This window comes from Marmoricola endophyticus (genome assembly GCF_014644415.1).
In the GTDB taxonomy this organism is placed as follows: Bacteria; Actinomycetota; Actinomycetes; order Propionibacteriales; family Nocardioidaceae; genus Marmoricola; species Marmoricola endophyticus.
In genome coordinates this window covers 3,121,584-3,148,317 of sequence record NZ_BMKQ01000001.1, presented here as the reverse complement: position 1 = coordinate 3,148,317, position 26,734 = coordinate 3,121,584, and the positions used below count along the sequence as shown (strand labels likewise).

Here is a 26,734-nt window from a genome sequence, read left to right as displayed (position 1 = left end):
ACCGAGTCGGGATTGAGCGATGCCCTCAGGGCATCGTCGTCACAGGCCGGCGAACAGGTCGCTTTCCAGCCCGTCGCCGCCGACCGGGCCCAGCACTCCCTTGGCCAGCCGGAAGAACTCGACGCCCCAGACCTCGTCGCCGACGTTGTTCGACAGTGCGAAGAAGGGCCCGTCCACGGAGATCTGCGTCGCGTGGGCCCGCATCGCGTCCATCTTCTTCCCGACGTACGCGGTCGCCTCGACGCGGGCGCTCAGCACGTCGTCCTCGACGGCCATCGGCGGGAGCCGGTCGGGGTCGAACCCCTCGAAGGCGTTGTCGTCACCGGCCTCGCGGAGCCGCCGGATCCCGTCGCGCATCCGGCTGGCCGACATCGCGCTCCAGTAGATCTTGGCGATGTCCCAGGGCTCCCCGAGGTCGGGCCGATACGACGGCACCGCCGCCAGCGCCGCGGCGTACGTCGCGACCCGGTGCGCCTGGATGTGGTCGGGATGGCCGTAGCCGCCGAACTGGTCGTAGGTGACCAGCACCTGGGGTCGTACCTCCCTGATGACCGCCACCAGGTGGTCGGCCGCCTCGGTCAGGTCGGCCTCCCAGAACGCGCGCTCTGGCGCCTCGTCCGCCGGGATCGCCGAACCGTGGTGCGGGTGCCCCTCCGGCGCCCACTGCATCCCCGAGTCGCTGTAGGTGCCGAAGCCGCCGAGGTAGCGGTGGTCGGTGACCCCGAGCTCGGTCATCGCCGCGTCCAGCTCGCCACGGCGGTGCTCGGCCAGCCCGCCGTCGCGCTCGTACGCCAGGTGCTCGAGCTCGGGGACGAGGATCTCACCGAGCTCGCCGCCGGTGCAGGTCACGAGGGTGACTCCGGCGCCCTCGGCGACGTACCTCGCCATCGACGCCCCCTGCCCGATCGTCTCGTCGTCGGGGTGGGCGTGGACCAGGAGCAGGCGGCGCTCGGCGGGGTCGAGAGAGGGCATGCACCGATCCTCTCCCCCCTCGCACCGTGGCAGGCTGGTGGGGTGGGCGACGACGAGCTGGTCGGCGAGCAGCTGACGATGCTGATGACCCTGCGGATGCATGCGCGCGACGCACTCTCCACGGTGCCGGTCCTCGGCGACGAGTACGCCGCCGAGGTGCTCGAACGCGCAGGTCACCCGCTGCGGGAGGGGTTCGGCGTCGACGGCAACCTCTACGCGATCTGTGCACGGGCGCGGCTCGTCGACGCGCAGGTGCGGTCGTTCCTCGACGAGCACCCCGACGCCGTCGTGCTGCACCTCGGCTGCGGTCTGGACAGCAGGGTGCTCCGCGTCGAGCGCGGACCCGGCGTGGAGTGGTACGACGTCGACCAGGCGCCGGTGATCGCGCGGCGCCGTGAGGTGTACGACGACCTCCCCGGGGTCACCCTGCTCGCCGCCCGGGTCGAGGACCCGGGCTGGTGGGCGCAGGTGCCCGCCGACCGGCCTCGGTTCGTCGTGGCCGAGGGCCTGCTGATGTACCTCACGCCCGAGATGCTCCGCACCACCCTGGCGCACGCGGTCGTCGGCGCGGGCGCGTTCGGGCTGGTCGCCGACACCGTCGCCCCGTGGGTCGCGGTCGCCGCCGCGGTGCACCCGGTGATGCGGTCGGCCGGCACCGGGTTCGCCTCGACCACCCGCGACCTCACGCGGGCCGCGACGGACCTGGGACTGCGACGTCGTACGCCGCTCCCGGTGGCGGCGGAGGCGGCCCGTCGTACCCGCGGAGTCACCTCGCTCGCCCTGCGCGGCTTCTCCCTCGTCCCCGTCCTGGGCAGCAGCTCGATGCTGGTCGACCACTACGAGACCGGGGACGAACCCCGGTGAGCGGCACCCGCGGCATCTTCTTCGAGGAGGCTCACGCCCTGGCGGCGGTGAGCCGCCTGCGGCGCGACGGGTACGCCGCCGACCTCACCCGCGACCGCTTTGCCGGCGAGGACGACGACGAGGACCACCCCTGGGTCGTCTCGACCGACGCTCCCGACATCACCCTCGAGCTCCTCGTCGAGGAGTACGACGGCTGGCTCGACGTCCCCGAGGACACCTCCGCGCCGATGCCACCGCTGCAGCTGCCCGACTCCCCTCGCAGGCGGCACCGGGAGTAGTGCGCCCGGGTCTCGACAAGCTCGACCACCGGTGGTCGAGCCGAGCGAGCGCCAGCGAGCGAGACGTCGAGACCCCCTCAGCCGACACACCACCGCCGCCCCGGCGGTCGAGCCTGTCGAGACCCCTCAGCCCAGCTGGGCCACGAACGACACGTCCGCGGGCAGCCAGTCCAGCCTGCCCAGCAGATCCGTCGGCACCCACCACAGCGCGTCGTGCTCGAGCGGGCGCGGCTCGCCGGACACCAGATGCGCGAGGGCGACGCGCAGCTCCATGCCCTGACCGAGGGCGACGGCTCCCTCGAGCCATCCGGTCACCTCGACCTCGCACCCGAGCTCCTCGCGCAGCTCGCGGACCGCCGCGTCCGCCGGCTCCTCGCCGGCCTCGACCTTGCCACCGGGCAGCTCCCAGCCCACCGGTGGCCGGGCGCGGTGGGCGGCCAGCACCCGGCCGGCACGACACAGCGCCACTCCCACGACCACCTGCACGCGCTGGACCCTTGGGCGTGCCTCGCCCCTAGGCTCGATCCGCACCCGATCTCCAGGAGGCACCATGCCGGCGTACGGCGTCCACCTGACCCGCCGGGCGGCGAGGACCACCCGGCTCCCCGGCCTGCCCGACCCGGTCGGGCTCGCCGGCGTCCTGGACGGCCTCGACCGTCGGCTGACCCCGGCCGACGCACCCGGCGCCGCCCCGGCCCGCGCCTGGACCTGGGAGGGCGAGGACGCCTCCACCGCCTCGTGGTACCCCCAGGGCGTCACCACCTCCGCCGACGCCAGCCCGTCCGGTCGCGTCGCGGGCCGGGAGATCGTGATGACCAGCTGGTACTCCACGCGCAAGGGCGAGCACAACCAGGGCTCCCGGATCAGCGTCCTCGACGTGGAGGCCGAGCGCTACCAGCACGTCCTGGTGGTCCGACCGACCAAGGACGGCCCGCGACCGCTGCGGATCCACGCCGGCGGCCTGCTGTGGTACGGACCGCACGTCCACCTCGCCGCCACCAGGCGCGGGCTCTACACCGCGCACCTCGACGACGTCGTCGAGGTCGAGCCGAGAACCGAGACGGCCGGCCACCGGTTCGTGCTCCCGGTCCGCTACGCGTACGACGCGCAGACCGCCGAGGGCACGGAGCCGCTGCGGTACTCGTTCTGCTCGGTCGACCGCGAGGCCGACCCGCCCGAGCTGCTCGTCGGCGAGTACGGCACGGGCGCCCAGACCACCCGGATCGCGCACTGGCCGCTGGACCCGGAGACCGGTCTCCTCGCCGGCGGCGAGGAGGACACGGTCGCGCCCCTGTCGCTGGACGAGCGCGGCGTCGGGCACATGCAGGGCGTGGCGAAGGTCGGGGGCCGCTACTACGCGACGGTCAGCCGTGGCACCCGCAAGCGGGGCCGGGTGTACGTCGGAGTGCCCGGCCGGATGCGTCCCTACCGCTGGGCGCTGCCGCCGGGCCCGGAGGACATCTCGTACTGGCCGCAGCGCGACGAGCTCTGGACGCTCACCGAGCACCCCGGCCAGCGCTACGTCGTGGCCATGGAGCGCGCACGGCTGAGGCGGTTCCCCTGGCCGTGGCGGCACCGCTGAGGGGTCAGCCGCGGGGCGTCTTCGCCAGCTGCCGGGCCTGGGCGACGAGCCGGCCGGCGGAGTCCCAGACCTCGCAGTCCTCCTCGAAGTAGCCACCGGCGAGGTTCGTCGTCACGTGCCGCAGCGCCAGCCAGCCCGGCGCCGGCCGCGCCCGCACGTGGACGCTCATCTCGACGGTCGGTGCCCATCCCGGGCGCCCGAGCTCGAAGGTCGTCGGCGGCAGGGCGTCGGCGGCCAGCAGCAGGCTGATCGGGTCCGGCTCACGGCCGTCGACGAGCCGGAACCACCCCTCCATCACGGCGCGCCCACCGGGCGTCCCCGAGGCGAAGCCGAGGCAGGCCGGGTCCAGCCGCAGCTCGAAGCGGTGGGAGAACTCGGGCGCCATCGGGTCCTCGGAGGTGGGCACGCACTGCTCGACCGGCGCCAGCGCGGGCGGGGTCGCGGTCGTGGCGACCTCCGGGGTGAGCGAGCCGAGGTCGACGTACGACGACAGGACGGTGAGCCGCTGCACGCCGTCCTGGGTCAGCGTCCCGGACAGGGTGCTGGTGCCGCGGCCGGCGCGCAGCACCTCGACGCGCGCCTGCGCGGGGCCCGGCGTCGCGGCGGAGAGGAAGTAGGCGCTCAGTGCCAGCGGGTCCGGGTGCCCCAGGTCGCGCGCCCGGCGCGAGACCGCCCTCCCCAGCGTGGCCATCAGGTAGCCGCCGTTCAGTCCACCGCCGACCGTCCACCCGGCCGACAGGTCGGCCTCGTAGCGACCCTCCTCGACCGTCGGGCGTACGTCGGTGTCCCTGTCGAAGCCGCTGCCGAAGCCGCTGTCGTACGTCTGCGTCACCTGCGGCAGCCTAGGGCGGGTGCCCGCCCCGACCGATGCCGCCTGCCGCAACCCTGTCGGCTCCCACGTCCGGGTCGGCCGCGACCTGGTGCGCGGCGCCCTGGCGACCGCCGAGGCGATCGGCGCCGAGACGCTGCAGGTCTTCACCGGCAACCCACGCGGCTGGGCAGCCAGCGAGGGCGACCCGCGGGTCGACGAGGCCTTCCGCACCGCCTGTGCCGAGCGGCAGGTGCGCGCGTTCGTGCACGCGCCGTACCTCGTGAACCTCGGCAGCCCCACCGCCACGACGTACGAGCGCTCGGTGGCCACGACCGCGCACACCCTGCGCCGGGCCGCGGCGATCGGCGCCGAGGGCGTGGTCGTGCACACGGGCTCCTGCGTCGCCCATGGCTCGTACGACGCCGCGCTGCGGCAGGTGCGCGAGGGCCTGCTCCCCCTGCTCGACGACCTGGGGGACGACGGGCCTCGGCTGCTGCTGGAGCCGACCGCGGGCCAGGGCCGTTCGCTGTGCGCGGGGGTCGAGGACCTCCCTGCGTACCTCGGCGCGCTGGACCACCACCCCCGCCTCGGGATCTGCCTGGACACCTGCCACGTCTTCGCCGCCGGGTCGCCCCTCGACGAGCCGGGTGGCACGACCAGCACCCTGGACCGCCTGGCGCAGACCTGCGCCGGCGTGCCGCTCGCGCTGGTGCACGCCAACGACTCCCAGGACACGCGCGGCTCGGGCAAGGACCGGCACGAGCGGATCGGCGAGGGCCGGATCGGCGCCGGCGCCTTCGCCGAGCTGCTGGCCCACCCGGGGACGGACGGGGTGCCGCTCGTCTGCGAGACGCCCGGCTCGGGTGAGGACGGCGGCTGCCTGGCCACGCTCAAGGCGCTGCGGGACGACTGACCCGCGGGGAGTGGTCGGGTACGGTCGGGCGCGCCCGTACCCTCGATCGCCGCCCGGAGGCCTGATGAGCCCGGTGAGCTCCCTCTCCACGCGTACGACCACCCGCTTCGCCGGGCTGCTCGCCTGCGCCCTGCTGGTCGGTACGACGCTCACCGCGTGCGGTGGCGACGACGACGACCCCTCGAGCACGCCGAGCCTGGATCCCACCCAGACGATCAGCTCGACGCCGACGAAGGCCGACATCCCGAAGAAGGTGCGGCCGGGCGACATCTCCACCAAGACGACGACCTCGGTCGCGCCGGTGCCGAAGGGTGGACCGAAGCGGATCGCGAACTTCCCGGTCCCGCGCGGCTACAACATCAAGGGCCCGAAGCCGCAGACGCAGTCCTGGCAGTTCGACGTCATCACCGACGAGCCCGACGACGTGCTCGCGTTCTACCGCAAGGCGCTGGCTGACGACGGCTACCGCGTCCGCACCGACGTCAACGAGATGGTCGGGGTGGAGAAGGTGCACTACGACATCGAGTTCACCGGCCCGGCCAAGGGCTACGTCGTCGCCGACCCCACCGCCGGGTCGGTGTTCGTCCTCGTGGAGTCGCTGCCGCAGATGGAGCCACCGACGAGCTGAGCCGAACGACGACGGGGCGCGCACCGAGACTCGGTGCGCGCCCCGTCGGCGTGGTGGGCTGACCTCAGCCGGCGATCTGCTTCTTCAGCGCGGCGGCCGGCTTGAAGCCGGCGACCTTGGTCGCGGCGATCTTGATCGACTCGCCGGTCTGCGGGTTGCGACCCTCGCGCGCGGAACGCTCACGGCGCTCGAAGGTGCCGAAGCCGGCCAGGGTGACGTTGTCGCCCTTGGCGACGGCCTCCGCGATGGAGTCCAGTGCGGCCTGCACGGCCTTCTCGGCCTGACCCACACCGAGGTCGGCTGCGTCGGCGACCTTCTTGCTCAGCTCTGCCTTGTTCACTACGAGTTCCTCTCGTCGGGTTCGTCGGCCCGGGCAGTCCTCTGACGGGCCCGGGGTGAGAACCCCACCCTGCCCGGTCCGAGGCCCGGAGGGAACACCGGGGGGTGGTCGGCGTGTCGCTCCGGGGTCGGCACACAGCCCGGCGCAGCGGGCGATCCGGGCGAGACGGTCCTATTCGTCACGTCCGTGGTGGAGCCATTGGGGCGCGGAGCGAGGTCGCCATCGGGCAGCTCGCTCGGAGGTGTCCGGGACCCGGCACCGCCCCACGGTCGCCGACAGCCACGACACGACCGCGGGGGCGGTGCTCCGACCGAGTGCCGCACGGGCATCCGTCGGTGGGTGTCTCGGAAGTTACCCGGGTCGGACCTGTTGTTGCAAGCAGTTCGCAATAGGGGCGCTCACTGGGCACCTGGATCCTCGGCCAGCGGCGCCGGAGGACCGGGCACGTCGCGCGCGTCCCACTCCAGCAGTCGCCACCTCTCACCTGCGCGTTCGATCCGGATCACCGCCGTGTTGCGCAGGGGACGCTCGCGCAGCGACTCCGGGTTCAGCCCCTGCACCCGCGCGCCGCACCACGCCCGGAGGACGGCGCCGTGGCTGACGACGAGGACCCGCTCGTGGCCGCTGGCCAGCGCCTCGTCGACGACCGCGTCGAACCGCGCGAACACGCTGTCGGGCTGCTCCCCGCCGGGGATCCGGGCGCTCACGTCCCCGGTGAGCCAGGCGGCGACGGTGGTGGCGTACTCGCTGCGGCGCTCCTCGCTGGTGGACATCTCCCAGTCCCCGGCCGAGATCTCGACCAGCCCGTCACGCAGCTCGGGTTCGAGCCCGAGCGCGGCGGCGAGCGGTTCCGCCGTGCGGCGTGTGCGCAGACGGGGCGAGACGTACATCGCGCCCACCGACGTCCCGGCGAGGTACGACGCGACGTCCGCCGCCTGGCGCGCGCCCAGGTCGGTGAGGTCCGCACCCGGGTGCGCGGTGTCGATCGCGCGGGAGACGTTGGACGTCGTCTCGGCGTGCCGGACCAGGATCAGCTCCACGGAGGCACCGTAGGGGTCAGGCGCAGCACCGGGATGACCCGGTCCGTGCGGGCCTGGTAGTCGGCGAACGCCGGGCGGTCGGCCGCCTGGGCGGCGTAGACCTCGTCGCGCTCGGCGCGCGGCAGCTCCTCCGCCCGCACCGCGATGACCTCGTCGCCCACCTCGATCCGGGCGTGCGGGTGAGCCTTGAGGTTGTGGTACCACGCCGGGTGGTCGTCGGCGCCGGCCTTGGAGGCGAAGACGAGGTAGGAGCTCCCCTCCGGCCGGTAGACCATCGGGTGCAGGCGCCGCCGACCGCTGCGCGCCCCGGTCGAGTGCAGGAGCAGCATCGGCGAGCCCTCGAACGGCCCGCCGACCCGTCCGTGGTGCGCCCGGAACTCCTCGACCACGCCCGCGTTGAAGTCACTCATGACCGCGGCCTGCTCCTCGGGCGTGCCCGAGCGCGAGGCCTCGGCCGCCCGGCGCTGGGCCGCGGCGGGGTCCGCATCCTGCGCTGCGTGGTCGCAGTGCGCTGCATGCTCGGAGGCGAGCAGGCCGTACACCGCGTTGTCGGTCCACTCCCCCTTGCTCCACCAGTCCTGGCGAAGGTGGGCCTCCTTGGTCATCCCGAGCCGCTCGCACATCCGCGCGGACGCGGTGTTGCGCGGGTCGAGGTCCGCCTTGACCCGGTGCATCCGGTAGTGACCGAAGGCCAGGTCGAGCACCGCGCACACGGCCTCGGTGGCCAGACCACGCCCCGTCCAGTCGGGGTGGAAGACCCAGCCGACCTCCCCGCGCGACAGCGTCTCGTCCGCCGGCCACAGCCCCACGTCGCCGACGACGCGCCCGGCGTGCTCGGCCACCAGCGAGAGCCCGGAGCCGACACCGTCGACGTGCCGGCGGCGCAGCCGCTTGTCGAGCTGGCGCTGCGCCTCCTCCCGCGTCCACGGCTCCTCGAGCAGGTAGCGGGCGACCTCGGGTCGAGACTGGTAGTCGAGCACCGCGTCGAGGTCGGTGGGCAGGTGCAGCCGCAGCACCAGCCGCTCGGTGCGCAGCGGCAGCTCGGGCGGCGGCACGGCGAACGGCCTGAGGTCCATGGACGGCACCATAGGCCCGTCGGCCGACATTCAGGCCAGCTCGAAGTCCTCGAAGTCGAAGCCCGGCGAGACCAGGCAGGACACCAGCGCGTCGGCGTCGGTCGGCACGGTGCGCTGCCACGTCCCGGCGGGTACGACGACCTGCCCCTCGTGCTCGGTTCCGACCAGGGCGCGGCCCGTGGCCTGTGGCCCGGCACCCGCGCCGCCGAGCTCGAGCGTGACGACGCCGGTGTGCGCCAGCCAGACCTCGTCGGAGGAGACCCGGTGCCACGCCGAGGAGTCCCCGGCGGGCAGCAGGAACCAGATCAGCGTCGCGCTGGGTCGTACCCGACCGTCGGGCAGGTCGACGGGCGGGGCCGCCCAGGTCTGGCGGAACCACCCGCCCTCCGGGTGCGGCTGCAGGTCGAGGCGCTCAGCGGTCTCGGGGCGCGCCACGTCGCTCACGGGGACCAGGTTAGCTCGCAGCACCGTCCGGGCATGAAGCGTCCGGCGCGGGGAACCGTCAGACCCATGAGGACCCGAGCGCCCGGCGCGTCCACCCCGATGACCCTTGCCGTCGACGGCACCGAGCACACCGTCGACGTCGACACCCGCACCACCCTGCTCGACGCGCTGCGCGAGCGGCTCGGTGTCACGTCGGTCAAGAAGGGCTGCGACCACGGCCAGTGCGGGGCCTGCACGGTGCTGCTCGACGGCCGGCGCCACCTGACCTGCTTGAGTCTCGCGGTCGCCCACGACGGCGCCGAGGTCACCACGGCCTCCGGGCTCGGCGAGGACGACGAGCTGCACCCGGTGCAGCAAGCTTTCCTCGACCACGACGGCTACCAGTGCGGCTACTGCACGCCGGGCCAGGTGTGCTCGGCCGTCGGGGCGCTCGACGAGCTGAAGGAGGGTCACCCCAGCCACGTCACCGAGGAACTCGAGGGGGAGGCGGAGCCGACTGAGGAGGAGCTGCGCGAGCGGATGAGCGGCAACCTGTGCCGTTGCGGGGCGTACGCCGGCATCCTCGCCGCCGTGCGCCAGGCTGCGGGCGAGCAGGAGGTGGCCTCGTGAGGGAGCTGACCTACCTCGAGCCCGACGACACGACCGAGGCCGTCGCCGCGGTCAGCGGCGACCCGGAGGCGGCGTACCTCGGCGGGGGCACCAACCTCGTCGACCACCTCAAGCTCGGCCTGGCCACGCCGAGCACGCTCGTCGACGTCACCGGCCTGCCGATGGACACAGTCGAGGTGCACACCTCGGGTGCCGAGCCCGTGATGCGGATCGGTGCCAACGTCCGCAACTCCGACCTGGCCGCCCACCCCGTGCTGCGCGCACACCTGCCGGTGGTCAGCCGGGCGCTGCTCGCCGGCGCGTCCGGGCAGATCCGCAACCAGGCGACCACGGGCGGCAACCTGCTCCAGCGCACGCGGTGCGTCTACTTCCAGGACACGACCACGCCCTGCAACAAGCGTGAGCCCGGCTCGGGCTGCTCGGCGCTGCAGGGCTACGGCCGCTACAACGCTGTCCTCGGCGCCAGCGACGCGTGCGTCGCCACCCACCCTTCCGACCTGGCCGTCGCACTGGCTGCGGTCGACGCCGTCGTGCTGGTCCAAGGGGTCGACGGAGAGCGGCGGGTGCCGTTCGCCGACCTGCACCGGCTGCCCGGCGACGAGCCGGAGCGGGACACGACGCTCGCGCACGGTGAGCTCGTCACGGGCGTCGAGCTCACCGCCTCGCCCGCGTCGCGGACCTCGACCTACGCGAAGGTGCGCGACCGGGCGTCGTACGCCTTCGCCCTCGTCTCCGTGGCCGGCGCGCTCGACCTGGACGAGGACACCGTCCGCGACGTCCGGATCGCCTGGGGCGGCATCGCCCACAAGCCGTGGCGGGCCACCGTGGCCGAGGACGCGCTGCGCGGCAAGCGGCTCACCGAGGATGCCGTGCGCGAGGCGGTCGAGGCCGAGCTGGCCGACGCCTCCACCACCGACCAGAGCGCCTACAAGCTGCCGATGGTGCGCAACACCACCGCACACACGCTGCTCACGCTCGCCGGACAGGCAGGGGACCCCCGATGACCGCCACTCCCATCACTGCCCGCTCGATGGGCACGTCGCTGGACCGTCAGGACGGCCGGGAGAAGGTCACCGGTCACGCGACGTACGCCGTCGAGCACCCGGTCGACGACGTCCTCCAGGTCTGGATGGTGCAGGCCCCGGTCGCGCGCGGCACGGTCCGCCGCGTCGACGCCGGAGCTGCGCTGGCCCACCCCGGCGTGGTGCGGGTGCTCGACCACGAGTCGGCGCCGCGGATGCCCGCCGACGACGACCGCGACCTGGAGTACTCCGTGCTCCAGGACGACCGGATCCGCTTCCGCGGTCAGGTCGTGGCGCTGGTGCTGGCCGAGTCCTCCGAGGCCGCCCGCGAGGGCGCGCGACTGGTGCGGGTCGACTACGCCGAGGAGCCGCACGCGGTCACGATGGACGACGCGGAGGCCTATGCCCCCGAGAGCGGCGTCAACGGCGGCCACGAGACCGACTACGCCGACGGCGACCTCGACGCCGCGATCCACGACTCGGCCGTCGTGGTCGAGCAGACCTACACGACCCCCCACGAGTTCAACAGCCCGATGGAGCCGCACGGCGCCACGGCGCTGTGGGACGGCGCGATGCTGACAATGTGGGACTCGACCCAGGCCGTGCACGCGATGCGCTCGACGTTCGCGCCGCTGCTGGGGCTCGGCGAGGAGCAGGTCCGGGTGCTGGCGCCGTACGTCGGCGGCGGCTTCGGCTCCAAGGGCGGCCCCAAGGCGCCCGACGTCGCCGCAGCGTTGGCGGCACTTGCGGTCGAGGGGCGTCCGGTGCGGCTGGCCACCACCCGGCAGCAGATGTTCTCCCTCGCCGGCTACCGCACCCAGACCGTCTCCCACGTGCGACTCGGCGCCGACGCGGACGGTCGTCTGCGTGGGGTCGGCCACGAGGCGATCAGTCAGACCTCCGGCTTCAAGGAGTTCGCCGAGCAGACCGCGAGCGCGGCGCGCATGCTCTATGCCGCTGAGGCGCGCAGCTCCACCCACCGGGTCGTCCCGCTCGACGTGTCCGTGCCGTCGTGGATGCGAGCGCCCGGCGAGATGCCCGGCATGTTCGCCCACGAGGTGGCGATGGACGAGCTGGCCGTCGCCGCTGGGATCGACCCAGTCGAGCTGCGGGTGCGCAACGAGCCCGACGTCGACCCCGAGACCGGCAAGCCGTTCAACGACCGGCGGCTGGTCGAGTGCCTGCGCAAGGGCGGCGAGCGCTTCGGCTGGACCGGGCGGACCGGGCCGACGCGCGCTACCGACGGCGACTGGTGGGTCGGCACCGGCGTCGCGGCCTCGACGTACCCGACGCTGTGGATGCCGGGCAACACGTGCCGCATCGAGGTGCTCGACGGGGGTCGGTACGCCGTCTCCATCGGCGCCGTCGACATCGGCCAGGGTGCGCGCACCGTGCTGACCCAGATCTCCGCGGACGCGCTCGGCGTCGACCCGTCGGCCGTCGACCTCGCCGTCGCCGACAGCGACCTGCCCGTGGCCACGGTCGCCGGAGGCTCCGCCGGCACCGGCTCGTGGGGCACCGCGATCGTGCAGACCGCCCAGCAGCTGCGCGCTGACCACGGCGCAGACCCCGAGGTGGGGGTGCACACGACGAGCACCACCGAGGAGTATCCGGACATGGAGGCTCACGCGCTGCACTCCTTCGGCGCGGTCTACGCCGAGGTGCGCGTGCACCGCTGGACCGGCGAGCTGCGGGTGCCCCGGCTGCACGGCACGTTCTCGGTCGGCCGGGTGATCAACCCCGTCACCGGCCGCTCGCAGCTCCTCGGGGGTCTGGTGATGGGGCTCTCCGGCGCGCTGTTCGAGGAGGGCTGGCGCGACCCGCGCTACGGTCACGTCGTCACCCAGGACCTCGCGTCCTACCACGTCGCAGCACACGCTGACGTGAAGGACGTCCAGGCCTTCTGGCTCGACGAGGAGGACCCGCTGGCCACGCCGTACGGCGGACGCGGCATCGGCGAGATCGGCATCGTGGGCACGGCGGCCGCGATCGCCAACGCGGCGTACGACGCCACCGGCATCCGGGTCCGCGACCTGCCGCTGACTGCAGACCGGTTCCTGGGGTAGCGGCGCTCAGGCGAGGACGTCGGCCAGTCGCTCGAGCGTGGCGGCCATGTCCTTGCCGGGGTCGCCGGCGGCCTTGGCGACCAGTGCCCGGTTCTTCTCCCCGCGCAGGTCCCAGGTCTCGGTGACCCGGGTCGCGCCGCCCTCGGGGTCCAACCGGTACGACCAGGTGCGGCCGCCGATGAGCAGCGAAAGCGGGAAGGTGAGCGGACGGGTCGACCAGGTGATCAGCCGGTCGGGCTCCAGCTCGGTGACGGTGTTGCGGGTGGAGTAAGCGAACCCACGCTTCATGTGCATGTCGAAGGTCGATCCGACGCGCAGCGGAGTGCGCGACTGCTTCACCGCCTTGACGGTGCCCGAGCCATCCAGCCGGACCTGCTGCTCGGGGTCGATGAGCAGTGCGAAGACGCGCTCGGGCGGGGCGTCGAGGAGACGGTCGACGGAGACGACGTACGCGGAGTCTGGCATGACCCGAGCCTAGGTCGCGGCGCCGCTCACGCCTCGCCCGCCAGCAGCGGCTCGAGGGTCAGCTCGGGGTGGTCTCGCTCGATGGTGCTGATCCGCCACTTGTCCGGCGCGAGCAGCAGGTAGCTGCCGTCGTTGCGCTGCAGGACCTCGACGCTGCGCAGCGAGTCGAGCTCGGCGGCGGAGGCGGCGTCGGTGCGCCGCGCCTGGGTGTACGACAGCGTCTCGAGCCGGATCGCGGCGCCGAACTCCGCCTCCATCCGCGCCTGCACGACCTCGAACTGCATCGGCCCCACGGCGGCCAGCACCGGCGACTGGTTGCCGCGCAGGTCCGAGCGGAGCACCTGCACGACCCCCTCGGAGTCGAGCTGGTCGATGCCCTTGCGGAACTGCTTGGACTTGGAGGTGTCCGCGCTGCTGGCCACGGCGAAGTGCTCGGGCGCGAACGTCGCGATCGGCGGGAACTCCACGGGCGCGTCGAGGTAGAGCGTGTCGCCGGGCTTGAGCGCGCCGGCGTTGACCAGGCCGATGATGTCGCCCGGGTACGCGGTGTCCAGCGCGCTGCGCTCGCGCCCGAAGATCGCCTGGGCGTACTTGGTCGCGAACGGCCGTCCCGTCTGGGCGTGCGTGACGACCATCCCGCGCTCGAAGGCGCCGGAGGTGACCCGGGCGAACGCCACCCGGTCGCGGTGCTGGGTGTCCATCCCCGCCTGCACCTTGAACACGAACGCGCTGAACGGCTCGCCGACCTCGCGCCGCTCGGGTGTGCCGCCCTTGTCGTAGGCGAACGCCGCCGCGGGCGGCGCGAGCTCCACCAGCGTCTCCAGCAGCGCCGCGACCCCGAAGTTCGAGATCGCCGAGGCGAACAGGACCGGCGTGGTGATCCCGTCGAGGAACAGCTCCTGGTCGTGCGTGGCGCCGTCGGCCTCGAGCAGCTCGCTCTCCTCGACCGCGGTCGACCAGTCGACGCCCTCGCGGGCGGCTGCGGCGTCGGCGTCCATCCACTCCTCGGGCGCGCGCGTGGCACCGCCGGCGGTGCGGGTGTAGGCGACGTACTCCCCCGTCCTCCGCTCGAGGACCCCCTTGAAGTCGCCGGCGATCCCGACCGGCCAGGTCAGCGGGGTCGGCTGCAGGCCGATGTCGCGATAGATCTCGTCCATCAGGGCCAGCGCCTCGAGCCCGGGACGGTCCCACTTGTTGATCACCGTGATGACCGGCAGCCCGCGTGCCTTGCAGACGCGGAAGAGCTTCAGCGTCTGCGGCTCCAGCCCCTTGGCGGCGTCGATCAGCATCACGGCCGCGTCGACCGCGGACAGCACGCGGTAGGTGTCCTCGGAGAAGTCCGAGTGCCCCGGGGTGTCGACAAGGTTGACGACGTGGTCGCCGAAGGCGAACTGCAGGGCCGCGGACGTGATCGAGATGCCGCGCGCCTTCTCCATGTCCATCCAGTCCGAGACGGTGCTGCGCCGCCCCGCCTTGCCGTGCACGGCACCCGCTTCGTTGATCACCTGGGCGTGCAGCGCCAGCGCCTCGGTCATCGTCGACTTGCCCGCGTCGGGGTGGGAGATGATCGCGAAGGTACGCCGCCTCGCCGCCTCGCGGGTCGCGTCGGCGGTCGCTGCTGGGGCGGTGTCGGTGCTCACGGGTTCCTGAGGGGGTGCGAAGTGTCGGACCCCCATCCTAGGTTGGCGGAACCCCACCACCGGAGGCCCGTCATGACCACTCTCACCGACCGCCCTGGCACCGCGCTGCTCGTGATCGACGTCCAGACCGGAGTCGTCGAGGGCAACGTCGACCGCGACGGCGTCGTCGCCCGCATCGCCGGGCTCGTCGACCGGGCGCGCGACGCCCGGACGCCCGTCGTCTGGGTGCAGCACTCCAACCCGGACGAGGGGCTGGTCGAGGGCGCGCCCGGCTGGGAGTACGTCCCCGAGCTGGTCCGCGCCGTCGACGAGGCGCTCGTGCACAAGACGTACGGCGACTCCTTCGAGGACACCGACCTCGAGGCGGTACTCGCCGGCCTCGAGGTCGGTTCGCTCGTCGTCTGCGGTGCGCAGAGCGACGCCTGCATCCGCTCGACGCTGCACGGCGCGCTAGCGCGCGGGTACGACGCCCTCCTCGTCTCCGACGCGCACACCACCGAGGACCTCTCGGCGTACGGCGCTCCCCCGCCGGACCAGGTGGTCGCGCACACCAACCTGTACTGGTCGTTCACCTCGGCGCCGGGGCGTACGGCCGGCACCGCACCCGCTGCCGAGGTCTCGTTCGCCTGACGCGCCGGGCCCGGTAGCGTCGGCGCAGCCCACGACGGACGAGGAGATCAGCCATGGCCCGGTCGACGGTGATGTCCGCGCGCGACATCGAGTTCCTGCTCTACGAGTGGCTGGACACCGCCTCTCTCCCCGAGCGGGAGCGGTACGCCGAGCACGACCGGGAGACGTTCGACGGCGTCCTCGCGCTGGCCGAGCAGCTCGCCACGGACGTCTTCGCCCCGATCAACCGGCTGGTCGACACCGACGAGCCGCGGATGGACGCCGAGGGGCGCGTCGTGCTCCCCGCCGAGGTGGAGAAGGCACTCGCGGCGTACTCCGCATCGGGGCTGCCGAGCAGCGTCTTCGACGCCGAGCTGGGCGGGATGCAGCTGCCGTTCGTCGTGCACGCCGCCTGCTCCGCGTGGTTCCAGGCCGCCTGCGTGGGCGCCTTCGCGTACCCGTTCCTCGCCGAGGGCAACGCCAACCTGCTGGTCTCGCACGGCTCCCCCGAGCAGGTCGCGACGTACGCCGTCCCCGTGATCGAGGGCCGGTGGTACGGCACGATGGCGCTCTCCGAGCCGCAGGCCGGGTCGTCGCTGGGCGACATCACCACCCGCGCCGTGCGCCAGGACGACGGCAGCTACCGGCTCTCGGGCACCAAGATGTGGATCTCCGGCGGCGACCACGAGCTCGGCGAGAACATCGTCCACCTGATGCTGGCACGCACCCCGGACGCACCGGCGGGTACGAAGGGCATCTCGCTGTTCGTGGTGCCCAAGCACCTCGTGGACGAGGACGGCTCGCTCGGCGAGCGCAACGACGTCGTGCTGGTCGGGCTGAACCACAAGATGGGCTACCGCGGCACCACCAACACCCTGCTCAACCTCGGCGAAGGCGGGCACACCCCCGGCGGCGAGGCCGGAGCGGTCGGCTTCCTCGTCGGTGAGGAGGGGCAGGGCCTGCAGGCGATGTTCCACATGATGAACGAGGCCCGGGTCTCGGTGGGTGCGGGCGCGATGGCGCTGGGGTACACCGGCTACCTGCACGCGCTGGCGTACGCCCACGAGCGCACCCAGGGCCGCGCGCTGGGCCAGAAGGACGCCTCCACGCCGCCGGTGCCGCTCACCGCGCACCCGGACGTCCGCCGGATGCTGCTGGCGCAGAAGTCGTACGTCGAGGGCGCGCTGGCCCTGGTGCTCTACTGCGGACGGCTGGTCGACGAGGTCACCACCGGCGCCACCGAGCAGGAGCGGGACGAGGCCGACACGCTGCTCGGCGTGCTGACCCCGATCGCCAAGTCCTGGCCCTCCCAGTGGTGCCTGGCCGCCAACGACCTGGCGATCCAGGTGCACGGCGGCTACGGCTACACCCGCGACTACGCGGTCGAGCAGCACTATCGCGACAACCGGCTCAACCCGATCCACGAGGGCACCCACGGCATCCAGGCCCTCGACCTGCTGGGCCGCAAGGTGGTGCTCGGAGGCGGACGCGGGCTCGGGCTGCTCGCCGCTCGGGTGCAGCGCACGATCGAGCGGGCCGACGCGGCGGGCGGCGACGCGGCGACGTACGCCGTCGAGCTGCGAGGACGCCTCGACGACCTGCTGCGCACCACCGCGACGCTGTGGGAGGGCGGCGATCCCGAGCTCGCCCTCGCCAACGCGTCGGTCTACCTCGAGGCGACCGGGCACCTCGTCGTCGCGTGGCTGTGGCTGGAGCAGCTGCTGGCGGCGGGCGAAGCCGAGGGGACCTTCTACGACGGCAAGCGGGCGGCGGCCCGCTACTTCTTCCGCTTCGAGCTGCCGAAGGTCGGGCCGCAGCTGGACCTGCTGGCCTCGCTGGACCGCACCACCCTCGACCTCGACCCGGCCGTGCTGTAGGTCTCGACAAGCTCGACCTCCGGTGGTCGAGGCCGCCGCCACTGCGGCGGTCGAGCCCGTCGAGACCCCCGCAACCCCGGAGGTCGAGCCCGTCGAGACCCCGTCCGGCTAGCGCAGCGTCACGCCCCGGTAGACCCGCGCGCGTACGCCCTGCGGCCCGCGGCAGGTGAGCTTGTTCGGCTCCGAGATCTCGGTCGCCATCACCGCGGTGACCGGTCCGTGCGCGCTCTGCAACCCGACTGTCGTGGTGCCGTCCTCGAGCTTCTCGATACCGGTCACCGCGAAGGCGTCCCGCCGGGTCTCGGCGAGGCGCTCGTGGGCGAAGACCAGCGCCGCCTGGGCGACCGGCGGAAGGCCGGCGCGACCGCGCATCAGCCCGGGCACCACGTCACCGGCCTCGATCCGGTCGACGAAGTCGGAGGCGGCGAACGGCAGGACGCGGCCGTACATCTCGCCGTACGGCAGCACGAGCAGGTTCGCGGCGAAGCGGTCACCACCGACGTGGGTCGTCTCCCAGACCCGTCCGGGGCGTACCTCCGCCAGCGCGGTCGCCACAGGCCGGCCTCGCAGGGCGCAGCAGGCGTCGTGCTTGCCGTGGGTGCACACCAGGTAGACCGGGTCGCGGTCCTCGACCGCGTCGTCGGGGGCGACGAGGTCCGCCGGCGCGTCGGGCGACCGGCGCGCCAGCTGCTCCAGGAGCTCGGCCAGGTCGTCGACCCGCCACCACCAGGTCACCTGCTGCCCGTCGCGGGTGTCGGCCAGCGCGACCCGGTGACCCTTCGCGCGTCCGGCGTGCCTGGCCGGCTCCCGGATCGCCTGCATCCGCGCCCCTCCGGCCGCGGCGAGCTCGTCGACCTGCCGGGCGAGGTCGGCGTCGGCGCGGCTCTCGGTCAGCCCCCGCGGCCCCCAGGGCCCGGCCTGCTCGACCAGCAGGAGGCGGGAGGCGGGCGGCGCCGTACCGGCCATCGGGTCACCGCGCAGCTGGGCCTGCAACGCGCACCGGCTGGCCGACTCCCGCGGGACGGGCCCGCTCACCGCGACGAGTCGGCGGGCACCACGACGCCCTCGCGCAGGAGGCGAGCCGCGAGCGTCACCGCATCGGCCTCATCGACCCCTGGCAGGCCGGCAAGCACGTGGTCGTCGCGGTCGAGCAGGGCCTCCACGGCCCCGCGCACCGAGCCAGGAAGGCTCAGCGACTTGTCCGGCAGGTCGAGTCGTACTCCGTCACCGGCCGTGACGAGGTGGCAGCGCAGGCCGGGACGCAGCCGGACCGCGAACGCGGCCGAGAGCGCCTCGGCCGCCTCGAGCTGCGCCAGCGGGGACAGCGGAGCGGGCCGGGTGGTGGCGCCGAGGTGTCGTCGTACGGCGCCGGCGACCTGCTGGTCGTCGAGGCGGTCGATGGCGGCGTGCAGCGCCTCGCGGGTGGCCTTCAGCTCGGGTCCGAGCACGTCGGGCTCGGCGAGGTCCGTCCCGACGGGGAGCGAGCGTCGCAGCTCGACGTCGGAGGACAGCGTGCCGAGCACCTGCTCGGCGAGGAAGGCGCGGGTCACCGGCTGCACACCGATGGTCAGGTGGCCGGAGACGGCGCCGAGCGCGCTCGCGGAGTGCAGGTAGCCGCGCGGCAGGTAGAGCACGTCACCGGGCTCGAGCACCGTGTCGATCACCGGCTCGCCCTCGGCCTTGGCCGCGACGGCACCGCGTCGCTGGTCCCAGGGCTGGTCGCGCAGCGGCGCCTCGAGCACCGGCTCGTGGATGCGCCAGTGCTTGCGGCCGGCGAACTGCAGAACGAAGACGTCGTGCACGTCGTAGTGCGGGTCGAAGCCGCGGTTCTGCGCCGGCGTGATGTACGCGTTGACCTGCGCCGGGTGGCCCAGCTGCGCGGTCAGCGCGGCGATCAGCTCGACGACCGGCGGCCACATCCGGTGCAGCCCCTGCAGCACGAGGGTGCTGCCGGCGGCCAGCTCGGCGAGGACCTTGTCGTCGGCGGCCTGGTCGGCGATCTCGGCACCGGCCCCGCCGGCCCGCGTGTACGAGCCTGCGCTGCGCACCTGCCCCTCCCGCGCCATCCGCAGGAACGGGGTCCGCAGCCCGCGGCGCGAGACCAGCTCGTCGACCGAGGGCAGGTCGAGCACGTCGGCGAACCCGTCGCCGGGGAGCTCAGCGGCGCGCCGCAGCAGCGGCGCCTTGGCCCAGTGCCTGTCGGCGAACTCCTCGACACTGAGTCCGGTCAGGCGGCGCAACGGGTCCACGGGTCAGATCATCTCCCATCGGTGTGCGGGGGGACGGCACGGCCGGGGCGGCGCCCACCTGGGCACCACCCCGGCCGGGAGGTCGTACGACGCTCAGGCGCCGCCGTCGGCACCGCCGTCCTGCACACCCGGCGTACCCGAGGCACCACCGTCAGCGGGACCCTCGGCCCCACCATCGGCACCGCCGTCCTGCACACCCGGCGTACCCGAGGCACCACCGTCAGCGGGACCCTCGGCCCCACCATCGGCACCGCCGTCCTGCACACCCGGCGTACCCGAAGCGCCGCCGTCCGCGGGGCCCTCGGCACCGTTGTCGCCAGAGGTCGTCATGTCGTCGTCGTCGAGCACGTCGGATCCCTACTTCCTTCTCGGCTGGTCGTGGCACCGGAGCCGGTGCCACCGAATGACCGGTGCCCGCTCGGCGCGGGCTCAAACCTGGACGCCCCGCACGAGTCGTGGTCTGCTCGGCGACGTGCCCGTGGAGCGGATCGTGCCGAACCTGACCGTGCCGGACCTGGCCGCCGCCGTGGCCGAGCACACGGCCGTCCTCGGCCTGCGTCCGGTGATGGACCACAGGTGGATCGTGACCCTCGCGGACGCCGACGGGCACCAGCTCAGCCTGATGACCACCGACGCCACCGCGACAGTCAACCCCGACGTCTCGATCTTCCTCGTCAGTCTCGCCGAGGTGGAGGCTGCCCACGACGCGGCCACGGCAGCGGGACTCGCCGTCGTCCACCCGCTCAGCCGGGAGGAGTGGGGCGTGACCCGCTTCTTCTACCGCGACTCGGCCGGCCGCGTGGTCAACGTCGGCACGCACACCTGAGGGGTGTGGGACCGGCTACTTCGTGCCGGTCACGTCGATCACGAACCACAGCGTCGCGTTGGCGGGGATGGTGGGCGGGCTGCCCTGCGCGCCGTACCCGTACGCGGGCGGGATCTGCAGCAGCACCCGGCTGCCGACCTTGACGCCGGTGAGCCCGATCGCCCAGCCCTTGATCAGACCGCTCAGCGGCTGGCTCAGCGGCTGCTTGGTGTAGCTCTCGTCGAACGGGGTGGTCCCCTTGTAGGTCGAGCCGAGGTAGTTGACGGTGATCGTGTCCGTCGCCTTGACCGCCGCGCCGTTGCCCTGCTTGAGCACGACCCGCTGGACGGGGGTGTCGAGCGCCGGCTCGTCGACCCCGGCGAAGTCGAGGCCGGACGGCTTGCCGCCCTTCTCGACGACCTTCGGCTGCTCGCTCGCCGGGGCGGTCTGCACCTTGTCGCTGGACGGCGTCGGGGAGACCGGCGCCTTCTTCACCAGGTCGACCACGATGACGACCGGGTCGCTGCCGCCGACACCGAGCTGCGGGTTGCCCGACGGGGAGCCGAACAGGTCGCTGCCGGTGGTCACCGCGGCGCGGCGGGAGCCGTACGTCGCACCGTCGAACAGCGAGCCGAGCACGCCGCTGACCTGTCCGGCCGGGATCGGCTCGGACGCGCCGTTCTTGTAGTCGTCGTACACCGTCTTCTTCGACTTGCCGCTGCCGATCCAGACGTACGTGCTGACCGTGTCGTCCTTGGCGATCTCGTCGCCGGACCCCTTGACCACGGTAGTGGCCTTGCTCGACTTCTTGCCGGAGAACTTCTCCGGCCACGAGGCCTTGATGCTCTTGCCGACCCCGCCGGAGAGCGAGACCCCGGCGACGTCCGTGTCGCTCTTGTCGTCGCCACCCCCACCGCACGCGGCGAGGACGGGAGTGAGCAGGACGACGGCGCCGAGAGCGGCCGCGGTACGGCGGGTTCCGTGCAGCAAGGGGGTCCGACCTTCCAGGATGGGTACGTCGTCCTGCACCGTAGCCACCGACCCTGAGCACCCGCTGAGGCGCCCGTGCCCTGGACACGCCCCAGGCGAGGTGGTCTGCTCGTCTCGTGCCGGCCTCGGCGACCGGCACCCAGTCGTCCAGGGGGTCCGATGCTGCACGAGGCGAACGCCATCGAGCTCACCGTCGGGTCGACCGACGACGACGGGTCGGGGCCGTTGCTGCCGAGCAGCTCACCGACCGGGGTCGGTCAGGTCGTGTTCGAGGACGACGGGGAGACCGGCTACTTCTACGCCGTACTCCCACGTCCCGCAGGCGAGGAGATCGCCGACGCCCTGCACGTCTACGACGTCGAGCAGGTGACCGATCGGCACCTCCCCTGCCGCGCCGCCATCGCCTGGAACACGGCCGGCAACGTCGCGGCGCTGCTGATCAACGACCATGCGCATGCGGTCTTCGACTTCACCGCCGAGCGCGGCTGGTGCCGTACGGGTTTCCCACCACCCACCCGCACGGGCTTGTGGCGTCGGCAGACCAGCCACGAGTGGGACGCCACGGCCGACGCGCTGCTGGACAGCTGACCTCTTGCCCAACGCCGAGCTCGGAGGTCGACGAGACTAGACGTTGAAGCGGAACGATGATCACACTTTTCGTCGTCTGCGATCAGTGGTCGGAAACGCCCTCTGACCTGGGCAAACACCGCCCTGTCGCGTCTCTTCGTCTTCTATAGTTTTGGGTCTCTGACGGTTCTACTGAGGGCAGATTGACGGCAGACGAGGGCCGGAGCCATCGACTTTCGGGTGTCCTAGAGGGCTTGGGTGAGGCCTGGTGGGCGTTTCCAATCACCCGCAGACGAAGCCCGAGCACCGCTGTTCTTCGTGGACCGCAGCCTCGGACGCTTTCGGGTACCTCGTCTCCTGCGGGCGGAGGGTTGTCGCTACTGACGATGGCCGAGCACTACGGCGACCAGGCTGGTCAGAGCGTCGCCGACACCGACTGGCTACATCTCGCCGGCGAGAACGGCTGGGCCGTGCTGGAAGGATGAACGAATCCGGTATCGACCGGCAGAACGTGCCGCAATCATTCGCCATGGCGTCCGAGCCTTCTACCTCACCTCGGGCAACCTGACCGCTGAGCAGATGGCCGAGGCCTACATCGCGAGCCAGCAAGTCATTTGGACGCAGGCGACGGGCGAGGGGCCCGGCCCGTTCGCGGTGCCCCGGACATCGATTCGCGAGATCGATCTGTCCAGTTGAGCTGCTGCAGACGTGCGTTCCGCACCGCATGCCCGGCGAGGCCCGACCTGCCCCTGAAAGAACAAGCCGCCCTCAAGTCAGAGGTTTCACCGCCACGACGGCTCCCCCACCACCGGGACGATCGGACCGGATCGCACGGTGGCCAGGAAGCCCGACTGAGCTGTGAGCTTCGGCGGGCTGAGGATCGTCGGATCGACCGGACGGTGCACGGCGGCCTCAACGGCGTGCACGCCTTGTAGACCGCGTCGAGATCCGGGGTCCGACGACCATCACGTCGATGTCGTGCGGAGCCGGCCCGGCGACTCCTTTCAGCCGTGCGGCGAAGGACCCCGTAGAGGAACGCCGACTCGATTCCGTCAATGCGCCCGAGCCCCTCGGCCAGCAAGGCCACCGGGCCGCCGGCGACGGTGAGGATCTCCCGCAGAGGGGAGTCAGCGGACTTTGGCACCCAGTGTTCACTCGTCGAGGAGCGACCCGGGCGACCGTCCTGGGGACCATCAGCTGAGGAGAGTCAGATGAGCAAAGAAACCAACACCGCGGCCCAGCAGGCGTTCGGCGAGGCCGTCAACACCGGTGACCTAGAGGCTCTGCACGGCTTGGTCGCTGACGGCAAGGTCGACCACGACCCGGCTCCCGGTCAGGTCGACGGCCCCGCGGGCTTCGTCGCATTCTTCGACGAGATGCGCACGGCCTTCCCCGACCTGCACGTCGAGGTCGAGCACCTCGTGGCTGACGACGACAACGTCGCCTTCGCCTACACGCTCACCGGCACCCACGAGGGCGTCTTCCAAGGCCACGAGCCCACCGGCAAGTCCTTCGCGGTCCGCGGCGTGCAGATCAGCAAATTCGACGGCGACGCCAAGCTGGTGGAGCGCTGGGGCAGCACGGATGAGGCCGGCATCATGTCGCAGCTCGGACTCACCTGAGCACCACTGACCGACCGGTCGTCCCTGGCCGACGGCTTCCGTCCTGCGTACCGCAGCCGGAGCTCGAGACCCGGTCGCGATACCGCCGGCCTGACGCCTCAGCCGGTGCTGTCCAGAATCAAGCGCGTCGCTTCACTCGGTGAGTCCCACTGCGGGAAGTGACCACACCGCTCGAACCAGTGCAGCACCGCGTCGGGAAACAGCTCTGTGGCGCGTGCAGCCTGCCTCGGCAGGGTCACCAGGTCGCGTCGACCCCATCCGATCGTGACCCGGCCGGGCACGGTGCCCGCCGGGGCGCCCTCCTGCTTGGGGCCCTTGATCAGAGCATCCAGAGCATCGCCCGTGGACGGGGAGTCTGCCAGGCCGAGCACGTCTGGCAGCACCGTGTCGCGAGACAGAGCCCAGGGCCGTGCGGACAGCTGCGCCAACAGAAGAGTCCTGCCCGCCGGGTTGCCGAGCAGCGACGGGAGCGCGCCTCGGAGCGCACGGACCAGAGCGATCGACGGACGCAGCGTCGCCCCGAAGACGGCCTGCTCACGGCCGTTCCAGAAGCCGCCCGGGTCCAGAGCCACGGTGTCGCCGCCGAGCCTGCGCCGCGCGAGCTCGAGCACGATGCGCCCACCCATCGACTGACCCACGGTGGAGACCCCGTCCAGCCCCTGCTCGTGGATGAAGTCCGCAACGGCATCGGTCAGGGTCGCGATCGAGACCTCGCCGGTCAACGCCGGCGTCTCACCGAACCCCGGCAGGTCGACAGCGATGACCTCGCGGCGCTCGGCCAGGTCGTCGACGATGGGAGCCCAGGATCGCGATCCAGCGCCCAGACCGTGCACCATCAGCAATGGACTGCCGCTTCCGCGTCGGACCTGGTGCAACGTCATGTCCTCGACGCTACTCCCGGGGGGTTGGGCGGTAAGACCGCCGACGACGCGCCCGCGGAACCCCGCACTCGGCAACGTTGCCCGTGCCCGCACCACGAGTGCCCGCAGCCGGGCATCTCGACACCGACTCGGCGGGTGCGCACACCGACCACGATGCCGAACGATCACGCCCAGCGTCAGCGGACCGAGGAGGACCGAAAGCGACGCGACTGCACGCACTAGTTGGCAGAGTCAACCGATCTACCGAGGGCACTGTGAGGGCAGAAACGGGCTCTACGCAGACCGGACCCCTCTGACTTGGGCTTTTGCAACCCACCTACACGTTGAAGCGGAACTCCACGACGTCGCCGTCGGCCATCACGTAGTCCTTGCCCTCGATGCGGACCTTGCCGGCAGACTTCGCGGCGTTCATGGACCCGGCGTCGACGAGGTCGTCGTACGACACGATCTCGGCCTTGATGAAGCCCTTCTGGAAGTCGGTGTGGATCACGCCGGCGGCCTCGGGGGCGGTGGCGCCCTTCTTGACCGTCCAGGCGCGCGACTCCTTCGGCCCCGCGGTGAGGTACGTCTGCAGCCCGAGCGTGTCGAAGCCGACGCGGGCGAGGGTGTCCAGCCCGGGCTCCTCGACGCCCATCTCGGCGAGCATCTCGCGCGCCTCGGCCTCGTCGTCGAGCTCGACCAACTCGGCCTCGAACTTCGCGTCGAGGAAGATCGCCTCGGCCGGGGCGACCAGGTCGCGCATCTGCTGCTTGAGCGCCTCGTCGGCCAGCTCGTCGGCGTCGCAGTTGAAGACGTAGATGTACGGCTTGGCGGTCAGCAGCGACAGCTCGCGCAGCAGGTCGCGGTCGATCGAGGTGGCGATGATCGGGGTGCCGGCCTCGAGCGCGTCCTTGGCCTCGCGCACCGCAGCCGCCCTGGCCTGCGTCTCCTTCTTGATCTTCGCCTCCTTCTCCAGCCGTGGCAGCGCGTTGTCGACGGTCTGGAGGTCGGCCAGGATCATCTCGGTCTGGATGGTGGAGATGTCCGACCCCGGGTCGACCTTGCCGTCGACGTGGGTGACGTCGTCGTCGGTGAAGACCCGCGTGACCTGGCAGATCGCGGCCGCCTCACGGATGTGGGAGAGGAACTTGTTGCCCAGCCCCTCCCCCTCGGCGGCGCCCTTGACGATGCCGGCGATGTCGACGAACTCGACCGTCGCGGGCAGCACCTTGGCCGACTCGAACATCTCCGCGAGCACGCCGAGCCGGGAGTCCGGGACGCCGACGACGCCGACGTTCGGCTCGATGGTCGCGAACGGGTAGTTCGCCGCGAGGACGTCGTTCTTGGTCAGAGCGTTGAAGAGGGTCGACTTGCCCGCGTTGGGCAGGCCGACGATGCCGATGGTGAGAGCCACGGGAGGTCACTCTACGGTTGCGCGGCAGCGCCGCCGACGGCAGCGTGGGCCCATGGCGGCCCTGGACTGGAACACCCTGCTCGTCGACCAGCTGGACTGGCAGTGGACCCACCAGACACGCCCACGGCTCGAGGGACTCAGCGACGAGGAGTACCTCTGGGAGCCCGTACCGGGGTGGAGCCTCCGCCCGCGCGGTCGGGCCGCGACCAGCGTCGCCGCCGGGTCCGGCGCGTGGTGCCTGGACTGGGAGATGCCCGACTCCACGCCCGACCCGTCTCCGGTGACGACGATCGCCTGGCGCCTGGGTCACGTGATCGTCGGCGTGCTCGCGATGCGCTCGGCGAACCACTTCGGCGCCCCGGCCACCGACTACGACTCCTGGGAGTACGCCCCCACCGCCGCGGGCGGCCTCGCCCAGCTCGACGAGCAGTACGCCACCTGGCTCGCCGGCGTGCGCAGCCTCGGCCAGGACGGTCTCGCCGAGCCCTGCGGCCCGGCGGAGGGCCCGTACGCCGAGGAACCGATGGCCACGCTGGTGCTGCACATCCACCGCGAGTGCCTGCACCACCTCGCCGAGGTCTGCCTGATGCGCGACCTCTGGGCGAACGGCTACTCCGGGCCGACGTAGACCCAGCGACCGGCGTGGTGGACGAAGCGGCTGGTCTCCCACACCTCGCCGCCGTCGTAGCGCGCGATGAACTCGACCGTCCCGTGCTCGTCGCCCTCGCCGCCGTCCTCGGTGCGCAGCACCTCGAGACCCGTCCACTCCACACCGGCCGCGGTGACCTCGTCGGGCCGGGTACGCGGGTGCCAGGAGCGGAACAGGTGGTCGGCGTCGTGACGCACGAACGCGGTGTAGCGCGAGCGCATCAGCCGTTCCGCGGTCGGCGCCGGGTGTCCGTCGAGGATCGGCTCGCAGCAGTCGTGGTACGCCGCTCCGGTGCCGCAGGGGCAGAGACCGCTCATGCGCCCGACCCTAGAGAGACCGGGC

29 protein-coding genes are annotated in these 26,734 nt (G+C 72.4%); 14 read left to right on the top strand and 15 right to left on the bottom strand.

Annotation, left to right across the window (positions count from 1 at the left end; translation table 11 throughout):
- Window positions 1-39: 39 nt before the first annotated feature.
- Complete coding sequence (mshB, locus tag IEX42_RS15490; protein ID WP_188780581.1) at window positions 40-972, bottom strand: N-acetyl-1-D-myo-inositol-2-amino-2-deoxy-alpha-D-glucopyranoside deacetylase; 933 nt, start codon at window positions 970-972, stop codon at window positions 40-42.
- A gap of 42 nt (window positions 973-1,014) precedes the next feature.
- Here mshB and IEX42_RS15485 point away from each other — a divergent pair, with 42 nt between their 5' ends.
- Both IEX42_RS15485 and IEX42_RS15480 read left to right on the top strand, forming a co-directional pair.
- The gene (locus IEX42_RS15485; RefSeq protein WP_188780580.1) at window positions 1,015-1,836 is read left to right on the top strand and encodes a class I SAM-dependent methyltransferase; all 822 of its coding nucleotides are present in this window, start codon (window positions 1,015-1,017) and stop codon (window positions 1,834-1,836) included.
- Complete coding sequence (locus IEX42_RS15480) at window positions 1,833-2,114, top strand: hypothetical protein (protein WP_188780579.1); 282 nt, start codon at window positions 1,833-1,835, stop codon at window positions 2,112-2,114. The genes IEX42_RS15485 and IEX42_RS15480 overlap by 4 nt, the downstream gene beginning before the upstream one ends.
- 126 nt (window positions 2,115-2,240) lie before the next feature.
- Here the strand turns inward: IEX42_RS15480 and IEX42_RS15475 are convergent, their stop codons facing one another.
- On the bottom strand, window positions 2,241-2,600 hold the full coding sequence (locus IEX42_RS15475; RefSeq protein ID WP_229660909.1) for an NUDIX domain-containing protein: 360 nt from the start codon (window positions 2,598-2,600) through the stop codon (window positions 2,241-2,243).
- Between the two features lie 64 nt (window positions 2,601-2,664).
- On the opposite strand from IEX42_RS15475, the gene IEX42_RS15470 reads away from it, so the two are divergent.
- The gene (locus tag IEX42_RS15470) at window positions 2,665-3,696 is read left to right on the top strand and encodes a hypothetical protein (RefSeq protein WP_188780577.1); all 1,032 of its coding nucleotides are present in this window, start codon (window positions 2,665-2,667) and stop codon (window positions 3,694-3,696) included.
- A 4-nt stretch (window positions 3,697-3,700) separates the two neighbouring features.
- Here the strand turns inward: IEX42_RS15470 and IEX42_RS15465 are convergent, their stop codons facing one another.
- A complete protein-coding gene (locus IEX42_RS15465; protein WP_229660908.1) occupies window positions 3,701-4,528 on the bottom strand; it encodes a thioesterase family protein in 828 nt (275 codons plus the stop codon).
- 19 nt (window positions 4,529-4,547) lie between these two features.
- Here IEX42_RS15465 and IEX42_RS15460 point away from each other — a divergent pair, with 19 nt between their 5' ends.
- Both IEX42_RS15460 and IEX42_RS15455 read left to right on the top strand, forming a co-directional pair.
- Window positions 4,548-5,420, top strand: coding sequence for a deoxyribonuclease IV (locus IEX42_RS15460; RefSeq protein WP_188780576.1), 873 nt, complete (start codon window positions 4,548-4,550; stop codon window positions 5,418-5,420).
- A 73-nt stretch (window positions 5,421-5,493) separates the two neighbouring features.
- Window positions 5,494-6,048, top strand: coding sequence for a hypothetical protein (locus IEX42_RS15455; RefSeq protein WP_188780575.1), 555 nt, complete (start codon window positions 5,494-5,496; stop codon window positions 6,046-6,048).
- A 64-nt stretch (window positions 6,049-6,112) separates the two neighbouring features.
- Here IEX42_RS15455 and IEX42_RS15450 read toward each other — a convergent pair whose 3' ends face one another.
- The 4 genes from IEX42_RS15450 to IEX42_RS15430 all read right to left on the bottom strand — a co-directional run bounded on the left by IEX42_RS15450 (window position 6,113) and on the right by IEX42_RS15430 (window position 8,948).
- Window positions 6,113-6,388 carry an HU family DNA-binding protein gene (locus tag IEX42_RS15450; RefSeq protein WP_188780574.1) on the bottom strand — a complete coding sequence of 92 codons (276 nt, stop codon included), beginning with the start codon at window positions 6,386-6,388 and terminating at the stop codon, window positions 6,113-6,115.
- Between the two features lie 398 nt (window positions 6,389-6,786).
- A complete protein-coding gene (locus IEX42_RS15445; RefSeq protein WP_188780573.1) occupies window positions 6,787-7,428 on the bottom strand; it encodes a histidine phosphatase family protein in 642 nt (213 codons plus the stop codon).
- Complete coding sequence (locus IEX42_RS18220) at window positions 7,419-8,504, bottom strand: nitroreductase/quinone reductase family protein (protein WP_229660907.1); 1,086 nt, start codon at window positions 8,502-8,504, stop codon at window positions 7,419-7,421. The genes IEX42_RS15445 and IEX42_RS18220 overlap by 10 nt, the downstream gene beginning before the upstream one ends.
- Window positions 8,505-8,534: 30 nt before the next feature.
- On the bottom strand, window positions 8,535-8,948 hold the full coding sequence (locus IEX42_RS15430; protein WP_308422241.1) for a cupin domain-containing protein: 414 nt from the start codon (window positions 8,946-8,948) through the stop codon (window positions 8,535-8,537).
- 66 nt (window positions 8,949-9,014) lie between these two features.
- On the opposite strand from IEX42_RS15430, the gene IEX42_RS15425 reads away from it, so the two are divergent.
- Genes IEX42_RS15425 through IEX42_RS15415 form a run of 3 tightly spaced genes read left to right on the top strand, consistent with a single transcriptional unit; the run spans window position 9,015 to window position 12,645 of the window.
- Complete coding sequence (locus IEX42_RS15425) at window positions 9,015-9,557, top strand: 2Fe-2S iron-sulfur cluster-binding protein (protein ID WP_188780572.1); 543 nt, start codon at window positions 9,015-9,017, stop codon at window positions 9,555-9,557.
- Window positions 9,554-10,561 carry an FAD binding domain-containing protein gene (locus IEX42_RS15420; protein ID WP_188780571.1) on the top strand — a complete coding sequence of 336 codons (1,008 nt, stop codon included), beginning with the start codon at window positions 9,554-9,556 and terminating at the stop codon, window positions 10,559-10,561. Before IEX42_RS15425 ends, IEX42_RS15420 begins: the two co-directional genes overlap by 4 nt.
- Window positions 10,558-12,645: a xanthine dehydrogenase family protein molybdopterin-binding subunit gene (locus IEX42_RS15415; protein WP_188780570.1), complete on the top strand. Its 2,088-nt coding sequence runs from the start codon at window positions 10,558-10,560 to the stop codon at window positions 12,643-12,645. Before IEX42_RS15420 ends, IEX42_RS15415 begins: the two co-directional genes overlap by 4 nt.
- A 6-nt stretch (window positions 12,646-12,651) precedes the next feature.
- Here IEX42_RS15415 and IEX42_RS15410 read toward each other — a convergent pair whose 3' ends face one another.
- Together IEX42_RS15410 and IEX42_RS15405 are read right to left on the bottom strand one after the other, a co-directional pair.
- Window positions 12,652-13,110, bottom strand: coding sequence for an SRPBCC family protein (locus IEX42_RS15410; RefSeq protein WP_188780569.1), 459 nt, complete (start codon window positions 13,108-13,110; stop codon window positions 12,652-12,654).
- 26 nt (window positions 13,111-13,136) lie between these two features.
- Window positions 13,137-14,750: a peptide chain release factor 3 gene (locus tag IEX42_RS15405; protein WP_229660906.1), complete on the bottom strand. Its 1,614-nt coding sequence runs from the start codon at window positions 14,748-14,750 to the stop codon at window positions 13,137-13,139.
- 72 nt (window positions 14,751-14,822) lie between these two features.
- Here IEX42_RS15405 and IEX42_RS15400 point away from each other — a divergent pair, with 72 nt between their 5' ends.
- Together IEX42_RS15400 and IEX42_RS15395 are read left to right on the top strand one after the other, a co-directional pair.
- Complete coding sequence (locus IEX42_RS15400; protein ID WP_188780567.1) at window positions 14,823-15,380, top strand: isochorismatase family protein; 558 nt, start codon at window positions 14,823-14,825, stop codon at window positions 15,378-15,380.
- A gap of 53 nt (window positions 15,381-15,433) precedes the next feature.
- On the top strand, window positions 15,434-17,236 hold the full coding sequence (locus IEX42_RS15395) for an acyl-CoA dehydrogenase (RefSeq protein WP_188780566.1): 1,803 nt from the start codon (window positions 15,434-15,436) through the stop codon (window positions 17,234-17,236).
- Between the two features lie 108 nt (window positions 17,237-17,344).
- On the opposite strand, the gene IEX42_RS15390 is transcribed toward IEX42_RS15395, so the two are convergent.
- Window positions 17,345-18,271 carry a ferredoxin family protein gene (locus IEX42_RS15390; protein WP_188780565.1) on the bottom strand — a complete coding sequence of 309 codons (927 nt, stop codon included), beginning with the start codon at window positions 18,269-18,271 and terminating at the stop codon, window positions 17,345-17,347.
- Window positions 18,268-19,485, bottom strand: coding sequence for a cupin domain-containing protein (locus tag IEX42_RS15385; protein WP_229660905.1), 1,218 nt, complete (start codon window positions 19,483-19,485; stop codon window positions 18,268-18,270). Before IEX42_RS15385 ends, IEX42_RS15390 begins: the two co-directional genes overlap by 4 nt.
- Before the next feature lie 490 nt (window positions 19,486-19,975).
- On the opposite strand from IEX42_RS15385, the gene IEX42_RS15380 reads away from it, so the two are divergent.
- A complete protein-coding gene (locus tag IEX42_RS15380) occupies window positions 19,976-20,311 on the top strand; it encodes a VOC family protein (protein WP_229660904.1) in 336 nt (111 codons plus the stop codon).
- Window positions 20,312-20,326: 15 nt separating this feature from the next.
- Here the strand turns inward: IEX42_RS15380 and IEX42_RS15375 are convergent, their stop codons facing one another.
- The gene (locus tag IEX42_RS15375) at window positions 20,327-21,280 is read right to left on the bottom strand and encodes an FKBP-type peptidyl-prolyl cis-trans isomerase (protein ID WP_229660903.1); all 954 of its coding nucleotides are present in this window, start codon (window positions 21,278-21,280) and stop codon (window positions 20,327-20,329) included.
- A gap of 159 nt (window positions 21,281-21,439) precedes the next feature.
- On the opposite strand from IEX42_RS15375, the gene IEX42_RS15370 reads away from it, so the two are divergent.
- A complete protein-coding gene (locus IEX42_RS15370) occupies window positions 21,440-21,868 on the top strand; it encodes a DUF2251 domain-containing protein (RefSeq protein ID WP_188780563.1) in 429 nt (142 codons plus the stop codon).
- A 1,190-nt stretch (window positions 21,869-23,058) separates the two neighbouring features.
- On the top strand, window positions 23,059-23,469 hold the full coding sequence (locus tag IEX42_RS15365; RefSeq protein WP_188780562.1) for an ester cyclase: 411 nt from the start codon (window positions 23,059-23,061) through the stop codon (window positions 23,467-23,469).
- A gap of 98 nt (window positions 23,470-23,567) precedes the next feature.
- On the opposite strand, the gene IEX42_RS15360 is transcribed toward IEX42_RS15365, so the two are convergent.
- Entirely contained in the window at window positions 23,568-24,350 is a 783-nt protein-coding gene (locus tag IEX42_RS15360) for an alpha/beta fold hydrolase (RefSeq protein WP_188780561.1), read from the bottom strand.
- A gap of 316 nt (window positions 24,351-24,666) precedes the next feature.
- Window positions 24,667-25,743 carry a redox-regulated ATPase YchF gene (gene ychF / locus IEX42_RS15355; RefSeq protein ID WP_188780560.1) on the bottom strand — a complete coding sequence of 359 codons (1,077 nt, stop codon included), beginning with the start codon at window positions 25,741-25,743 and terminating at the stop codon, window positions 24,667-24,669.
- Window positions 25,744-25,795: 52 nt separating this feature from the next.
- Between ychF and IEX42_RS15350 the strand changes: the two genes are divergently transcribed.
- The gene (locus IEX42_RS15350; RefSeq protein ID WP_188780559.1) at window positions 25,796-26,371 is read left to right on the top strand and encodes a DinB family protein; all 576 of its coding nucleotides are present in this window, start codon (window positions 25,796-25,798) and stop codon (window positions 26,369-26,371) included.
- On the opposite strand, the gene IEX42_RS15345 is transcribed toward IEX42_RS15350, so the two are convergent.
- Window positions 26,353-26,709 (bottom strand): YchJ family protein, encoded by a 357-nt coding sequence (locus IEX42_RS15345; protein ID WP_188780558.1) that lies wholly within the window; start codon window positions 26,707-26,709, stop codon window positions 26,353-26,355. The genes IEX42_RS15350 and IEX42_RS15345 overlap by 19 nt on opposite strands.
- Window positions 26,710-26,734: the final 25 nt, after the last annotated feature.

Excerpts from the sequence above, each read along its gene's own strand:
- IEX42_RS15470 (WP_188780577.1), top strand. The coding sequence starts at position 2,665 with ATGCCGGCGTACGGCGTCCACCTGACCCGCCGGGCGGCGAGGACCACC.
- IEX42_RS15365 (WP_188780562.1), top strand. The coding sequence starts at position 23,059 with ATGAGCAAAGAAACCAACACCGCGGCCCAGCAGGCGTTCGGCGAGGCC.
- IEX42_RS15360 (WP_188780561.1), bottom strand. The coding sequence starts at position 24,350 with ATGACGTTGCACCAGGTCCGACGCGGAAGCGGCAGTCCATTGCTGATG.
- IEX42_RS15410 (WP_188780569.1), bottom strand. The coding sequence starts at position 13,110 with ATGCCAGACTCCGCGTACGTCGTCTCCGTCGACCGTCTCCTCGACGCC.
- IEX42_RS15370 (WP_188780563.1), top strand. The coding sequence starts at position 21,440 with ATGCTGCACGAGGCGAACGCCATCGAGCTCACCGTCGGGTCGACCGAC.
- mshB (WP_188780581.1), bottom strand. The coding sequence starts at position 972 with ATGCCCTCTCTCGACCCCGCCGAGCGCCGCCTGCTCCTGGTCCACGCC.
- IEX42_RS15350 (WP_188780559.1), top strand. The coding sequence starts at position 25,796 with ATGGCGGCCCTGGACTGGAACACCCTGCTCGTCGACCAGCTGGACTGG.
- IEX42_RS15415 (WP_188780570.1), top strand. The coding sequence starts at position 10,558 with ATGACCGCCACTCCCATCACTGCCCGCTCGATGGGCACGTCGCTGGAC.
- IEX42_RS15395 (WP_188780566.1), top strand. The coding sequence starts at position 15,434 with ATGGCCCGGTCGACGGTGATGTCCGCGCGCGACATCGAGTTCCTGCTC.
- IEX42_RS18220 (WP_229660907.1), bottom strand. The coding sequence starts at position 8,504 with ATGGACCTCAGGCCGTTCGCCGTGCCGCCGCCCGAGCTGCCGCTGCGC.
- IEX42_RS15400 (WP_188780567.1), top strand. The coding sequence starts at position 14,823 with ATGACCACTCTCACCGACCGCCCTGGCACCGCGCTGCTCGTGATCGAC.
- IEX42_RS15425 (WP_188780572.1), top strand. The coding sequence starts at position 9,015 with ATGAGGACCCGAGCGCCCGGCGCGTCCACCCCGATGACCCTTGCCGTC.
- IEX42_RS15345 (WP_188780558.1), bottom strand. The coding sequence starts at position 26,709 with ATGAGCGGTCTCTGCCCCTGCGGCACCGGAGCGGCGTACCACGACTGC.